Genomic DNA, 13827 nt, shown 5'->3' with positions numbered 1-13827 from the left:
GGATCAGGCCACCTTCTTGAGATGGAGGATGCGGTTGGCAATGATGTCGAGCTGGATCTCGGTCGTGCCGGCGTAGATCGTCTCGGCCCGGCTTGACAGGTAAGCCTCCTGCATCCGCGCCTGCACGTCGCGCAGCGGGCCATCGACCCCCGGCGCAAAGCGCGAGACGATGTCAAAGGCCAGACGGGCGAAGCGCTGATGCGCCTCGGACCAGAAGAATTTGGGGAAACTGCCGCGCGGGCCGATTTCCTCACCGGCCAGCAGGCTGTCGACCAGCGTTTCGACATGGCCCTTGAGCAGCTCGATCTCGGTGCGGATCTCGGCCAACTCGCGCGCGTGGGATTTCAGGACCGCGTAGGCGGCACTATCGCTGCGACAGGCAGCGACAAGATGCTCAAGCTCGCTCTGAAAGCGCCAGGGCCGGTACATGCGGTTCGTGGCGCGCTCGATGGACAACACGCGCGTTGCCGCCGCCCAGCCTTCGTCCGGCGTGCCCAGCATGTTCGCCTCATCGACGATCACATCGGAAAAGAACACCTCGCAGAACGAGCGCGCGCCATCAATCGAGCGGATCTCGCGCACGCTGACGCCGGGGCTGTCCATCGGCACGGCGAACATCACCAGACCGCGGTGACGGTCCTGCACGCTGCCGGTGCGCGCCAGCAGCAGACAGCGCTGCGACTTGGAGGCCCCCGAGGTCCAGATCTTCTGGCCATTGATCCGCCAGCCGTCCGCGGTGGCTTCAGCCTTGGTGCGCAGCGCAGCCAGATCCGAGCCCGCGCCGGGTTCGGAAAAGCCCTGACACCAGATGGTCTGCATTCTCAGGATCTCGGGCAGATACTCGGCTTGCTGCGCCTGCGTGCCGACGGCCATGATGATCGGCCCGGCCAGTTCCTTGCCGATGGAATTGACCGAATTGGGCACCGGCGCGCGGCCGATCTCGCGGTTCGCTTCCAGATGCTCGCGCAGGGTCAGCCCGTGACCGCCACAGGCCTTGGGCCAGGTGATCCCGGCCAGCCCGGCCTTGTGCATCTCGGCCTCGAACGCGACCCGCTCGGCCAGCGATGCAGGCTGGCTCAGGGCGCGGTCGGTGCGCAGCGCGTCGGTGAGATTGTCGTGCAGCCAGGCACGGGCGCGGGCCGCATGCGCGCCGGGCGTGAAAGCGTCCGCAGGGGCTGTGGGTGTCATTGGGCGGCCTCTTGCTGGGCGGTCTGGTGCGGGATGATCAGCGCGTCGAGCGCAAGCACGCCCTGCCCGTCATCCCGGACCAGCACGGGATTGATGTCGATTTCGGCCACGTCCTGCGCATGACGCACGGCAAAGCGCGACAGCGCGGCGATGGCGGCGCACAGCGCGGCCTTGTCAGCCGGGGCACGGCCCCGCGCGCCATCCAGCAGCGGATAGGCGCGCAGCTCGCGCAGCATCTCGGCGGCCTCGGCTTCGGTCACGGGAGCCAGACGCAGCGCGGTGTCCTTGAAAATCTCGGCAAACACCCCGCCCAGTCCGACCATGACTGCCGGGCCAAAGATCGGATCGGTCACGGTGCCAAGGATCATCTCGGTCCCGCCTTTGACCATCGGCGCGACCAGCACGCCGTCGAACGCGGCGTCCGGCGCGTGGCGCGCCACGGCGTCGCGGATGCGCGTGTAGGCGGCAGCAGCGCCTGAGGGGTCAATGCCCAGCTCTACCCCGCCGATATCGCTTTTGTGCTGGATGTCGGGCGACAGCACCTTCATCGCGACCGGCCCGCCGATGCGGGTGGCAGCATCCGTCGCTTCGCTGGCCGAGGTGACGGTGATCTCTTGCGCGAAGGTCAGGCCCGCGTCGGTCAGCACCGCCTTGGCCGATGCCTCGTTGCGCGTGGAACCCGCGGGCAAAGGTGCCGCAGGAATCAACGGCAGAGCCGTCGCCCCCGCAGCGCGGATCGCCTCGACCTTGGCAAGCGCGGCAATCCCGCCCATCGCGGCGTCAATGGTCGGAAAACAGGCGATGCCGAAGCTGCGCAGCTCGGCGATGGCGTCGCTGGGACCAGACAGGCAGGCGACCAGCGTCTTGCCCGGATGGCGGGCGGTGACCCGCGACAGCGCCTGGGTGAAGACCGTGCGCAGGCGGGGAATTTCCATGCCCAGCGCCAGCATCAGACAGACCGTGCTGTTCGCCTCATCCGCCAGCGCGGCATCAACCAGCGTTTCCAGAATATCAGGGCTGGCCGACATCTGCGCCGTGGCATCGACCGGGTTCGCCGTGGCCGCCAAGGGCAGCGCCGCCCGGATGCGCGCCTGCGTCGCGGCGGTCAGCGGGTTCACGCCCACGCCGTGCTGCGCCGCCGCGTCGGCCATCATGATGCCGAACCCGCCCGAGGCCGCGATCATCGCCGCCGACGGTGTCGTGCCGACGTGGCGCACACCAATGGCTTCGACCGCAGCGCCGACCTGCACCAGTTCCTCAAGCGAGCGCACCCGCACCGCGCCGTGACGCAGGAACACCGCGTCAAACACCCGGTCGCTGCCCGCAAGCCCGCCGGTATGCGACTGCGCGGCTTTCTGACCAGCTTCCGAGGTGCCGATCTTGAGCACGATGACCGGCTTGCCCGCCGCCCGCGCGCGGTCGAGCGCCCGCGTCAGGCGCGGAGCATCGCGGCAGGTTTCGATGCAGCACAGGATGACGCTGGTTTCCTCGTCGGTCGCCAGCCATTCAAGGGCATCGGCGGCCTGCAGATCGGCCTCGTTCCCCGTCGCGACGAACCGCGCAAGGCCCGCGCCGCTGTCCTTGAGCTGGCGCAGCGCCGCGCTGCCGATGTTGCCGCTTTGCGAGACGATGGAGACGCCGCCCACCTTGGGCATCTCGTTTTCCAGCGCGACCGAAAAGGTGCCAATCGCCCGCTCGCGCACGCTGAGCGCGCCCAGACAGTTAGGGCCCAGAATGCGCATCCCGGTTTCCCGCGCCAGCGCCGTCAACCGCTCTTGCCGCGCTGCACCCTCGGGGCCGCTTTCCGCAAACCCGGCGCTCAACACGATAGCGGCCCCTGCCCCTTTGGCGGCAGCAGCCTCAAGCGCGGCGACAGCGCCCACGCCGGGCACTGCGACCAGCACAAGGTCGGGCACGCCGGGCAGATCATCGACCGACGCAAAGGCAGGCAGGCCCTGTACGACGTCAGCTTTGGGATTGATCGGCCAGATCGCCCCGGCATAGCCGTATTTGAGCAGCATGTGCATCGGACGGCCGCCGGTCTTGGTCGGCTCGGAGGATGCGCCGACAATGGCGATGGAGCGCGGCGAGAACAGCGCGTTCAGGCCCTTTGCGGGCGATGTCAGGTCCATCTCAGCGCCCCTTGAACACCGGATCGCGCTTTTCAAGAAAGGCCATGCGGGCTTCCTTGGCGTCCTCGGTCTTTGACAGTGCCATCGTGTAGTTCTGCTCAAGCCGGTAGGCATCGCGCTGAGGCATGTTCTCGACCATGTTGGCCGCCTGCTTGGCATAGGCGATGGCCAGTGGGGCCTTCCCGGCAATTTCCTGCGCCAATTCCATCGCGGTGGGCAAAAGCGCCTCGGGCGTGGTGACCTTTTCGATCACCGAGCGCGCAAGCAACTCGTCAGCGGTCAGCCGCACGCCGGAAAAGAACATCCGGCGGGTGGTGGAACGTCCGAACAGCGAATGCAGCATCGACGCGCCCCCGGCGAGGCCGACGTTGATCTCGGGCATGCCGAACACTGCGTTGTCCGAGGCATAGAAAATATCGCACGAGGCCATCAGCCCCAAACCCGCGCCCAGTGCAGGGCCGTTGACGGCAGCGATCACCGGCTTGGCGCATTCGCGGATGGCATTGCCCGTTTCGCGGGTGATTCGGTTGTGCTCGAGAAAGTCGCCGGGCTTGTCGGCGTCCGGGCGATCCTTGAGATCGGCCCCGGCGCAGAACATCTTGCCACTGCCGGTCAGGACTGCGCAACGCACGTCATCGCTTTGGGAAATCGCGTCGAAGACCTCGACCAGTTCATAGCGAGTCGCCCGGTCCAGTGCGTTCACCGGCGGCCGGTCGAGCGTCACAAGCGCCACCATGCCCTGCAGCTCAACGCGCACATTCTTCTTGTCAAACACGGTCGATTCCCCCTCCGAAACGCCCTGACCGATCGGTCAGTCAGCCTCACGCTAGCAAGAGTTGCCACAGCCCACAATGACTTTTTGTCGGAAAATCCCCTCTTGACTGACCGGTCGGTCAGTGCCTAGGCTTCCCACACGCATGCCTTTGCAGGCCGCGCTACGTTCAGGGAGGAACAGCACAATGATCACGATGAACCGAAGGGGTGTACTCGCCACAGCCGGGCTTGCACTCACCACTGCCCTCACGCCTGTCGCAAGCTTTGCGCAATCGGGCGACCCGATCAGCCTTATCGTGCCCTATGCCGGCGGCGGTCTGATTGACGGTCTGGTGCGCGAGATTGCCGACGCGATGTCGCAGACCCTTGGGCAACCCGTGCTGGTCGAAAACAAGCCGGGCGCGAACGGCATCATCGGCGCGACGCTGGCAGCCCATGCCGCCCCCGATGGCCTGACCTATTTCGTTGGCGCGACGGGTCCGTTGTCGCTGAACGTGCTGCTGCGCGACGGCCTTGATTACACCATGGACAGCTTCGCCCCTGTCGGCACGATGATGAGCGGTCCGCTGACGATCTCGGTGCCTGCGTCGATGGACGTCGAGGATATCGACGGTCTGGTGTCCTATGCCCAGGAGCGCGGCACACCGCTGCGCTATGCAACGCTGGGACCGGGCAGCGTGACCCATCTGTTCGGCATGGTCTTGCAGGACCGGCTGGGCGTCGACATGGTTGACGTTGCCTATGACAACAACCCGTCCGCGATTACCGACCTCATCGGCGGGCAGAATGACCTGAACTTCTCGACCCCGATCTCGCTGGTCGCGCATCAGGAGTCGGGCGATCTGGTCATGCTGGCGATCTCGTCGCCCGAGCGCCACCCGCGCTTCCCCGACCTGCCGACCACGACCGAACTGGGTTACCCCGAACTGGTGTCGTCGTTCTGGTTCGGTCTTCTGGCCCCGACCGGCACCCCCGAAAGCGACGTCGCGCGGGTCAGCGACGCGCTGCAAACCGCGCTGAACAATGCGGATCTGCAAGAGCGCATGAACAACGTCGGCATGACGCCCGAGGTTGGCGGCCCCGAGGCGATGCAGGCGCAGATGGACTGGGACGTCGAGTTCTGGGGTGGCGTGATCAGCGCGAACGACATCCGGCTCGAATAACCCTGACGCTTACGCCCCGTGCAAAGGCCCCGTCGCAAGACGGGGCCTTTTGCTGTTCCGCGCCGCGGATCAGCGCCGGGTCAGCCCGTTGAGAATGATATCGGCGTATTGAGTGACGATCTCTTCAGCGGTCAGGCTTTTTGACGGATCGAACCAGCGCTGCATCCAGTTGATCCCTGACAGGATCAGCCGCCCCGCCGCCGCCGGATCAACCTCGCGGAACTCCCCCGACTCGACACCTTCGCGGATCAGATCGCGCAACCGTTGCTCGAACAGCCGCCGACGCGCAACGCGGCGGGCCATGCGGTGGCGGTCAGGGTCGGTCCAGAAGGCCGTACTGGCGGCGATCCAGGACGAGCGATGCTCGGCAAAGAATGACGCGGCAGCGGTCATGAAGGCATGGATCTTTTCCGACGCGGTGCCGGTTTCAGGAATGCGGGCTTCGACGAAATCATAAAGGTTGCGGGTCGAGTTGAACGAGATCCGCGCGTAGATTTCGTCCTTGCTGACAAAATGATGGTACAGCAGCGCCTTCGAGACCCCCGCCGCGACGGCAATGTCGCGCATCGAGGTGCCTTCATAGCCTTTTTCGGCAAAGATCCGGGTGCCGACTTCGAGCAACTCCTGCACCCGCGCGCTGCCCTCATCCATCCCCAAATCGCCACTGTCGTCTGCCCGGCTGTCTTGCTCATTCATCGTTGCTGTCCCGAAGCCGTCTGCGTTGCCGTAAAGTGACGGCCCCTGACCGATCGGTCAAGACCTGCGCCCCGGCAAACTGCCCTCACGCAGGGCGCGGCCCCAATGCGCGACGACAAAATCGATATAAAGCCGCAGCTTGGCGGGAATAAACGGCGCTTCAGGATAGGTGACGAAGATACCCTCTTCAAACGTCGCATTGGTTACCCGCATGTCAGGCAGAACGACCACCAGCGCGCCGGACGCGATCTGATCGGCAACCGTATAGTCATCGAGCAACGCAATGCCCTGTCCTGCCAGCGCCATGTTCAGCAGCACCAACCCGTTGTTGGAGCTGAACACGGCCGGGATGGCCAGTTCATGCTCTGCCCCGCCATCGCGGAACCGCCAATAGACCCGTTCGTGGCTGGTCCAGTAGGTCAGACAGGCATGCGCCGACAGGTCTTGCGGGCGGGCAATGGCGGGCGTGCGCGCCAGATACGCAGGCGAGGCCACCAGAATGCGCTGGCTCAGAAACAAGCGCCGCCGCACCAGCCCTTGCTCGGCAGGTGGTGCGATGCGGAAATCGAGGTCGAACCCGTCCTCGCGCAGACGCACCGGCTGTTCGGACAGATGCAGATCGACCACCAGATCGGGGTATAGCTGCGAGAATGACGGTTGCAGCCGTGACAGCACCGACACCCCGAACATCGTGCGCGAATGCACCCGCAGAATACCGCGCGGCGCTTCATTCTGATCGCTGGCCGCATTCTCTGCCGCCTTGACCGACGCCAGAATGTCGCTGGCATCGCGGTGATAGCGCTGCCCGGCCTCGGTCAGCGTCAAGGCGCGGGTCGAACGGTGGATCAGCGTGACGCCCAGACTGGCCTCAAGCTCGTTCACATGGCGCGACACGCTGGCCGGGGACAGGCCGTAAAGCCGCCCGGCAGCAGAGAAACTGCCGCTTTCGGCGGTCGCCACCAACAGCTCCATTGCCCGCAGCTTGTCCATTGCCACCTTTTCAATTCTTGCAAAGCTGAGCTGCGAAACTGCCCGGTTATCACCAAAATTGCAATAACCTACACTGGGGGCAGATGTTCAGACGGGAGGAAAATACCATGGACTTCGGCGCCTTCATTCTTGCGCAGCAGCGCGGCTATCATCAGTCATCGCATCAGGTGATCGCGAATGCTGTCGAGCAAACCATCATGGCCGAAAAGGCTGGCTTTTCAAACGCCTGGTACGCTGAACACCATTTCAACAACTACTCGCTGTCACCCTCGCCGCTGATGATGGTTGCCCATTGCGCCGGCAAGACCAGCACGATCCGCCTTGGTTCGGCGGTCTGCATCCTGCCGCTCTACCACGCCCCGCGCTTTCTGGCCGAGGTCGGCTTTGTCGATACGCTGTCGAACGGCCGTCTGGAGCTGGGCATCGGCGTGGGCTATCAGGATTTCGAATTCCAGCGCTTTGACACCAATCTGGCCGATGCCGGGAAAATCTTCGAGGAATACCTCGACGTCATCCCCAAGGCGCTGACGCAGAAGATCTTTGAGCACCATAGCGAGTATCTCAACATCCCGCCCAGCTCGATCGCGACGCGCCCGATGCAAGACCCGATGCCGCCGCTGTGGATCACCACCGGCAACCCCAAGATCCGCGCCCATGCCTTCCGCGAAGGCTATAACATGTTCGTCACCGCCCTGCTCAACGGCATGGATTCGGTGCGCCATGTGCGCGGGCAGCTGGATCAGGCGATCGAGGAGTCTGGCACCGACGGTAGCAAGTCGCGCATCGGCTTCCTGCGCTGCGGCTATGCCAGCGACAATGACGCCGAGATCGACTCGTATCTGGAAAACGCGATCTTCCAGCGCCGCCTGTCGTTCAGCCTGAAGAACCGCACCCAGACCACCGACGACGGCTACATGATGAAAGAGGTTCCCAGCGACAGCGATCCGACCATCGAAGACCTGCGCCGCAACCTGCCTGTTGGCAGCGTGAACCGGGTGATCGAGCGGCTGATCGAAGAAATCGAAGTGCTGCGTCCTGACCATATCGCCTTGCAGACGCAACTGGGGGACTTCGACCAGAAGACCATGCTCAAGCAGATGGAACTCTGGGGCGACACGATCATCCCGGCGGTGCAGAAAGCGGTCGGCAGCACCACCAAAGTCGTCGCGGCGGCCGAGTAAGCCCATGCGCATCGTTCTCACCGCCGGAGCGGCCCCTCGGCTGGAAAGTGCAAAGGATTTCAAGCGCTTCTCGATAGCGCTTGAGGCCACGCTGACCGCAGAGCGCAGCGCAGCCGTCGCCCCGGTGGCCGAGCTCGAAGACGCGGATCACGCCTGGGTTCGGCCGGATGCGATCAGGGCGATCTCGCCCTTTGCCGGTCAGCCCGACTGGGAAAACGGCTTTGCCGCGATGGTCGGCTTTGCCGTCAAACACGGCTGGGTCGACACGCAGGGCCGTATCCGGGCGCATATCGAAACGATCGAGGCGTTGCCCCCGGTCGATGCCGACGCCTTCCGGCAAGCCATGCGCCGCTTTGCCTCGGGCGTGTGCATTGTTGCGGCGGGCGATGGCGAGGCGCGCTGCGGGATGACGGTTTCGGCCTTTTCATCCGTCTCGGCCGAACCGCCCATCGTGTTGGTGTGCCTGAACCGCCGTGCCGCCGCCCATGCCTGCGTCACCAGCGCGCCCAGTTTCAGCATCAATATCCTGCGCGCCGATCAGACCGAGGAAGCGATGCTCTTCGCCGGGCAGCGCGTCCGCCATGGTGCGGCGCGTTTTGACCACGACTGGGAGGCGGGCGACCACGGTGCCCCCCTGCTCAAGACCGCGCTGCAGAGCCTGACCTGCACCAGCCTCGCGCAGCACGAGGCCGGCAGCCACACGGTGCTGATCGGTCGTGTCGTGTCGGTGACGGCCGGATCACCCGACGCGGCGCTGGTCAATTATGACGGCGCGCTGGGACGCTTCGACCGCGCTTCCTGAGCGCGCTTCCAGACGGGGCGTCCTGACCTCGCTTCCAGACGGGGCGTCCTGACCGCTCAGTCCTTGCCGATCCGGTACACCGGATCATCGGGCCACGCTGCGCCAACCGGCTGGCGTGGCCCGAAGCGTTCCGCCTCGGACCCCTGCGGTACTGGCTGCGGATCGACCCAGTCATAGACCACGGTCCGGCGCGCCACCCGCCATTCGCCGCCACGCCGCTCGAACAGGTCGCAATAGCGCCCGCTCATCATCACCTGCCGCACCACACCGTCCGGGCCCGCGCCGCGTTGCAGGGCCAGAAAATAGCTCTCGACCTCGGCGCTGTCTGCGTCGCGGAAGGTGATCAGGATGTTGGTGACATGATGCACATTGCGCGGATCGCGCGCCCAGGCACCGCGCACCCGCTCGTAAAACTCCGATACCGGCCCCGCTGTCGCACCGTGGCTGTCATAGGCATCCGGCCAGTACGAGGACAGGAGCGCCGCTTCATCAGCGCGGTCAATGCCGCGCGCATAGCGGTAAAGGCAGTCCTTGATCGCCTCACGCGACAGGTAGTCGTCCAGACCGGTTCTGCTCATGTCTCTGCTCCGTTCCCCGGGATGGCTGCGGTGACGGCCAGCGGTTGCAGGCCCACCGGAAGCACGCGTCACCTATTGCGCCGTTTATGCCGCAACGGCGCTGCGGTTGCCAGCACACGGTCGGGTGCAGGGCGGCACGGGTGCGCGTTTCGCGGCCACAAGCGATCGGTGCGCGTCCAGCCTGCCCGGCCGGTTTCGACAATCAGCGCCGATATCGGTGGGGGCGCTGCGCCGTCTGACCAGCGAGAACCGCAACAGCCCAAAATCGCCCGGTAAAACGGGCGATGGCAGAGACACTGACTGTTGAAAATGGTCGGGGCGATAGGATTCGAACCTACGACCTACGGTACCCAAAACCGTCGCGCTACCAAGCTGCGCCACGCCCCGACAGGTGCCTCTTAGACCAGCTTTGCGCGGCTGGAAAGAGCGATTAATCGCAAGGCCATGCTGCCGTGTCTTGCGCGATCGCCGGGTGGCGCAGAACGGCGCCCTCTTCGATGTTCAGACGCTCGGCCATGCCGCCGTTGATTTCCAGAACATACTTGATGCCAAAGCCGCCATCGATGCCGGTGCGGTCCAGTGGGATGGCGTTGGCATGCACGGTTTGCACCACGCCTTCGGCGTCAAGAAACAGCATATCCAGCGGGATCAGGGTGTTTTCCATCCAGAAAACCGCGCGCTGCGGGGCGTCGAAGACAAAAAGCATGCCCGAGAAGCGCGGCATCGACTCGCGGTGCATAAGGCCCTGCGCACGCTCGCTCTCGGTATCAGCCACTTCAACGGTGAAGGCTGCCTGCCCGAAGTCGCCGCGCAGTTGCACATGGTCTTGCGAACAGGCGCTGGCCGAGGCTTGGCCCGCCCCGAGAACAAAGGCCAAAACAACGCCGACAAACCCGTTCCGCACCATAAACCCTTAACCCTTGTTGTGCAGCGCAGTTTCCCACGATGCGATGGCAACCGCCATGCGGCCACGCTCGCCTTCGACGATGCGCAGGCCCACGGCCTCGCCCGGTTGTAACTCGGCAAAGCCGGATTTGCGCAGCACTTCCATGTGAATGAACACATCGTCGGGCAGACCGAAGCAATTGGCAAAGCCAAATCCCTTGATCTTGTCGAACCATTTGATGCGCGCAGGCTCCAGCGGAAGATCGGCAATCGCCGGATCTTCGGCCTCGCGAACTTCGTCGGTTTCAAGAATGGTATCAGGCGGCGGCGTGATTTCGAAGACTTCGACCGCCTGAAGACCGCGTTGGGTCTGCTGGACGCTCACGTCGATTCCCGCGCGGTCACAGACCGAACTCTGGCCAAAATTGCGCAAGGCGTTTACGTGCAGAAGAATGTCGGGACCACCCGTGTCTGCAACAATAAACCCAAAGCCCTTCGTGGGGTCGAACCATTTGACACTCCCGCGCACTCGCGGAAGGCCCCGTTCTATCTCGACCATTTATATTCCCAACCATTAACATCGCCAACCTTGCGGCAGCATCTTCGCATTTTGCAGCAATGGCAAGAGGTGGGCGTTTCACGAAGCGTGAAATTCAGGGATTCAGTCGGGAAACAACCCAAGGCTCGGCATCATTTAGACGTGTAAACCGGAAGCGGTCATGCAACCGGAAGGCGCCATCTGCCCAAAATTCGATCTCGACCGGCGTGATCCGAAACCCACCCCAGTAGGGTGGACGCGGCGGGTTGGTGCCGTGACGAAGCGACATCTTGGCAACGTCTGCCATCAAGGCCCCACGCGAGGCAAGGGGTTGGGATTGTTGAGAAGCCCAGGCCCCCAGACGCGACTGCAGCGAGCGGCTGGCGTAATAGGCATCGGCCTGCGGACCGTCCTCACGCGCGACCAGACCGCGCACCCGGATTTGTCGGCGCAGCGATTTCCAGTGCATCACAAAAGCAGCCTTGCCCGCAGCCTCGATTTCGCGGGCCTTGGCGCTGCGATAGTTCGTGTAGAACACAAAAGCCCCCGTACCGTCACCAAACTGTTCAATCTCCTTGAGCAATACCATGCGGACATTGGGCAGCCCGTCGGAATCGACGGTCGACAGGGCAATGGCGTTGGGATCGTTGGGCTCGCTGGCCTCTGCCTCGGTCAGCCAGCGTTGGGCAAGGGCGAAAGGGTCGTCCCCGACAAAGATACCAGTGCGCGAAGCGTCGGAATCAGAAGTGGTCATGGCAGAACCCTTTGCAGGCAAGAGAGGCATTGGTACGGACACTGGCAGGTTTTCACCCCCGCGAGCAAGAGCGCGCGCCCTTGATGCGCTGGGGGCTTTGGCCTAAAGCTGGCCGTAACGTAAACGTCTTATCCGGAGACCGCGATGTCAGCAGGACTTATGGCGGGTAAAAAAGGCCTCATTATGGGCCTCGCCAATGACAAATCCATTGCCTGGGGCATCGCCCAAGCTCTTGCCAGCCAAGGCGCAGAGCTGGCGTTCAGTTATCAGGGCGAAGCGCTGAAAAAGCGCGTGGTTCCGCTGGCCGAAAAGCTGGGCACCCCGCGTCTGTTCGAGTGCGACGTGGCCGATATGGCGTCTGTGGACACCATGTTCGATGACCTCAAGGCACAATGGGGCGAAATCGACTTTCTGGTCCATGCGATCGGCTTTTCCGACAAGAACGAGCTGCGCGGCCGCTATGTCGACACGTCGCATGCCAACTTCCTGATGACGATGGACATCTCGGTCTATTCCTTCACCGCCGTGGCCAAACGCGCTGCTGCGATGATGCCGGCGGGCGGCTCGCTGCTGACGCTGACCTATTACGGCGCCGAGCAAGTGATGCCCCATTATAACGTCATGGGCATCGCCAAGGCCGCGCTGGAAGCGTCGGTGATGTATATCGCCGAGGATCTGGGCAAGGACGGCATCCGCTGCAACGCCATCTCGGCCGGACCGATCAAGACGCTGGCCGCCAGCGGCATCGGCGATTTCCGCTATATCATGAAGTGGAACGAGCTGAACTCGCCCCTGCGCCGCAACGTGACGCAGGAGGAGGTCGGCAAGGCCGCGCTCTACCTGCTGTCGGACCTTGGGTCGGGCACCACGGGTGAGATCCTGCACGTCGATGCGGGTTATCATGTCGTTGGCATGAAAGCCGTGGACGCGCCCGATATTGACGTGGTCACTGGCCGCAAGGACTGAGACTGCGATGACGCTTGCCGCTTTTCTGGCCTTCGCCGGGTTGTCGCTGTTCGCAGCGGTCAGCCCCGGCCCTGCGGTTCTGATGTCGGCGCGCACCGGGCTGACCGAGGGCTTTCGCACCGGGGCCCTGATGGCGCTGGGGATTGCGGCAGGGGCGGTTTTCTGGGCCTCGGCGGCAATGTTCGGGCTCAACCTGCTGTTCGCCGTTGCCCCGGCGCTGCTCTGGGCGCTCAAGCTGGGCGGCGCGGCGTATCTGGGCTGGCTGGGCTGGCTGATGTGGCGCGACGCGCGCCAGCCGCTGGTCATGGGCGATGACCGCCCTGTGCCGCGCAGCGGCGCGGCGGCGTTCCGTCTGGGGCTGTTTACCCAGCTGGCAAACCCCAAACCGGCGGTGATGTTTTCGGCGATGTTTCTGGGCACGGTCCCACCGCAAACCCCCGCTTGGGTCTATGCCGCGCTGCTGGCGGTGGTGTTTCTTAACGAATCCCTGTGGAACATGGCGGTCGCGCGGCTTTTCTCGCTTGATCGGACGCGCACGCGGTATATCAGCCTGAAGACCATGATCGACCGCGGCTTCGGCGCCCTGCTGGCGTTGCTGGGCGTCAAGATCGCCGCGACCTGAGGAGTTTGCCATGACCGACCGCCTGCCGCATGAAAAAGGCTTTCACGTCAGCTGGGACCAGCTGCACCGCGACGCGCGCGCGCTGGCATGGCGCTTGCAAGGCCACGGCCCCGATGAAGGGCACTGGAAAGCCGTCGTCGCCATCACGCGCGGTGGCATGGCCCCGGCGATGATCGTCGCGCGCGAGCTGGACATCCGCACAGTCGATACGATCAGCGTGAAATCCTACCACGCGGGCGGCGGCAAGGCCGACAAGCGGCGTGAAGCACAGGTGATCAAGTCCCCCGACGCCGAGATGATGGGCGACGGTGAGGGCATCCTGATCGTTGACGATCTGGTCGATACCGGCAAGACGCTGGAACTGGTGCGCTCGCTCTATCCCAAGGCGCATTTCGCCTGCGTCTATGCCAAGCCGATGGGCGAGCCGATGGTGGACACCTTCATCACCGGCGTGAGCCAGGACACCTGGATCTTCTTCCCTTGGGACATGGCCCTGCAATATGTCGAGCCCTTCCGCGGCCGCGACTGAGCCGCCCTGCCCGCGCCCTTCAGCCCCCG

At 64.2% G+C, this 13827-nt stretch carries 15 protein-coding genes and 1 tRNA gene; 6 read left to right on the top strand and 10 right to left on the bottom strand.

Features of this window, described 5'->3' with window-relative positions; genetic code table 11:
• Nucleotides 1–3 precede the first annotated feature (3 nt).
• The 3 genes from OKW52_RS09515 to OKW52_RS09505 are packed head-to-tail and all read right to left on the bottom strand — an operon-like array spanning nt 4 to nt 4095.
• Complete coding sequence (locus OKW52_RS09515; RefSeq protein WP_264505482.1) at nt 4–1188, bottom strand: acyl-CoA dehydrogenase family protein; 1185 nt, start codon at nt 1186–1188, stop codon at nt 4–6.
• The gene (locus tag OKW52_RS09510; RefSeq protein ID WP_264505481.1) at nt 1185–3320 is read right to left on the bottom strand and encodes an acetate--CoA ligase family protein; all 2136 of its coding nucleotides are present in this window, start codon (nt 3318–3320) and stop codon (nt 1185–1187) included. Before OKW52_RS09510 ends, OKW52_RS09515 begins: the two co-directional genes overlap by 4 nt.
• 1 nt (nt 3321) lies before the next feature.
• Nucleotides 3322–4095 carry an enoyl-CoA hydratase/isomerase family protein gene (locus OKW52_RS09505; protein ID WP_264505480.1) on the bottom strand — a complete coding sequence of 258 codons (774 nt, stop codon included), beginning with the start codon at nt 4093–4095 and terminating at the stop codon, nt 3322–3324.
• 184 nt (nt 4096–4279) lie between these two features.
• Between OKW52_RS09505 and OKW52_RS09500 the strand changes: the two genes are divergently transcribed.
• Nucleotides 4280–5257, top strand: coding sequence for a Bug family tripartite tricarboxylate transporter substrate binding protein (locus OKW52_RS09500; RefSeq protein ID WP_264505479.1), 978 nt, complete (start codon nt 4280–4282; stop codon nt 5255–5257).
• 69 nt (nt 5258–5326) lie between these two features.
• On the opposite strand, the gene OKW52_RS09495 is transcribed toward OKW52_RS09500, so the two are convergent.
• Both OKW52_RS09495 and OKW52_RS09490 read right to left on the bottom strand, forming a co-directional pair.
• A complete protein-coding gene (locus OKW52_RS09495) occupies nt 5327–5953 on the bottom strand; it encodes a TetR/AcrR family transcriptional regulator (protein WP_264505478.1) in 627 nt (208 codons plus the stop codon).
• Nucleotides 5954–6010: 57 nt separating this feature from the next.
• The gene (locus OKW52_RS09490; protein WP_264505477.1) at nt 6011–6943 is read right to left on the bottom strand and encodes a LysR family transcriptional regulator; all 933 of its coding nucleotides are present in this window, start codon (nt 6941–6943) and stop codon (nt 6011–6013) included.
• Nucleotides 6944–7050: 107 nt separating this feature from the next.
• Here OKW52_RS09490 and OKW52_RS09485 point away from each other — a divergent pair, with 107 nt between their 5' ends.
• Nucleotides 7051–8124, top strand: a complete 1074-nt coding sequence (locus OKW52_RS09485) for an LLM class flavin-dependent oxidoreductase (RefSeq protein ID WP_264505476.1) — start codon at nt 7051–7053, stop codon at nt 8122–8124.
• 4 nt (nt 8125–8128) lie between these two features.
• Nucleotides 8129–8926 carry a flavin reductase family protein gene (locus OKW52_RS09480; RefSeq protein ID WP_264505475.1) on the top strand — a complete coding sequence of 266 codons (798 nt, stop codon included), beginning with the start codon at nt 8129–8131 and terminating at the stop codon, nt 8924–8926.
• A 56-nt stretch (nt 8927–8982) separates the two neighbouring features.
• Here the strand turns inward: OKW52_RS09480 and OKW52_RS09475 are convergent, their stop codons facing one another.
• The 5 genes from OKW52_RS09475 to pdxH form a co-directional block, all read right to left on the bottom strand.
• Nucleotides 8983–9504, bottom strand: a complete 522-nt coding sequence (locus OKW52_RS09475) for a nuclear transport factor 2 family protein (RefSeq protein WP_264505474.1) — start codon at nt 9502–9504, stop codon at nt 8983–8985.
• Nucleotides 9505–9814: 310 nt separating this feature from the next.
• Nucleotides 9815–9891, bottom strand: a tRNA-Pro gene (locus tag OKW52_RS09470).
• 43 nt (nt 9892–9934) lie between these two features.
• A complete protein-coding gene (locus OKW52_RS09465; RefSeq protein ID WP_264505473.1) occupies nt 9935–10411 on the bottom strand; it encodes a DUF192 domain-containing protein in 477 nt (158 codons plus the stop codon).
• Between the two features lie 6 nt (nt 10412–10417).
• Nucleotides 10418–10948 carry a cold-shock protein gene (locus tag OKW52_RS09460; RefSeq protein WP_264505472.1) on the bottom strand — a complete coding sequence of 177 codons (531 nt, stop codon included), beginning with the start codon at nt 10946–10948 and terminating at the stop codon, nt 10418–10420.
• A gap of 94 nt (nt 10949–11042) precedes the next feature.
• Nucleotides 11043–11681 (bottom strand): pyridoxamine 5'-phosphate oxidase, encoded by a 639-nt coding sequence (gene pdxH, locus OKW52_RS09455; RefSeq protein WP_264505471.1) that lies wholly within the window; start codon nt 11679–11681, stop codon nt 11043–11045.
• 144 nt (nt 11682–11825) lie between these two features.
• On the opposite strand from pdxH, the gene fabI reads away from it, so the two are divergent.
• From fabI to gpt, 3 genes are read left to right on the top strand one after another with little or no spacing between them, the layout of a single operon-like run.
• Nucleotides 11826–12647 (top strand): enoyl-ACP reductase FabI, encoded by an 822-nt coding sequence (gene fabI / locus OKW52_RS09450; protein ID WP_127104505.1) that lies wholly within the window; start codon nt 11826–11828, stop codon nt 12645–12647.
• A gap of 7 nt (nt 12648–12654) precedes the next feature.
• A complete protein-coding gene (locus tag OKW52_RS09445; protein ID WP_264505470.1) occupies nt 12655–13269 on the top strand; it encodes a LysE family translocator in 615 nt (204 codons plus the stop codon).
• Between the two features lie 10 nt (nt 13270–13279).
• Nucleotides 13280–13798, top strand: coding sequence for a xanthine phosphoribosyltransferase (gpt, locus tag OKW52_RS09440; RefSeq protein ID WP_127104507.1), 519 nt, complete (start codon nt 13280–13282; stop codon nt 13796–13798).
• Nucleotides 13799–13827 lie beyond the last annotated feature (29 nt).

The organism is Pararhodobacter zhoushanensis (genome assembly GCF_025949695.1).
Classification (GTDB): domain Bacteria; phylum Pseudomonadota; class Alphaproteobacteria; order Rhodobacterales; family Rhodobacteraceae; genus Pararhodobacter; species Pararhodobacter zhoushanensis_A.
This window is presented reverse-complemented; position numbering and strand designations above follow the sequence as displayed.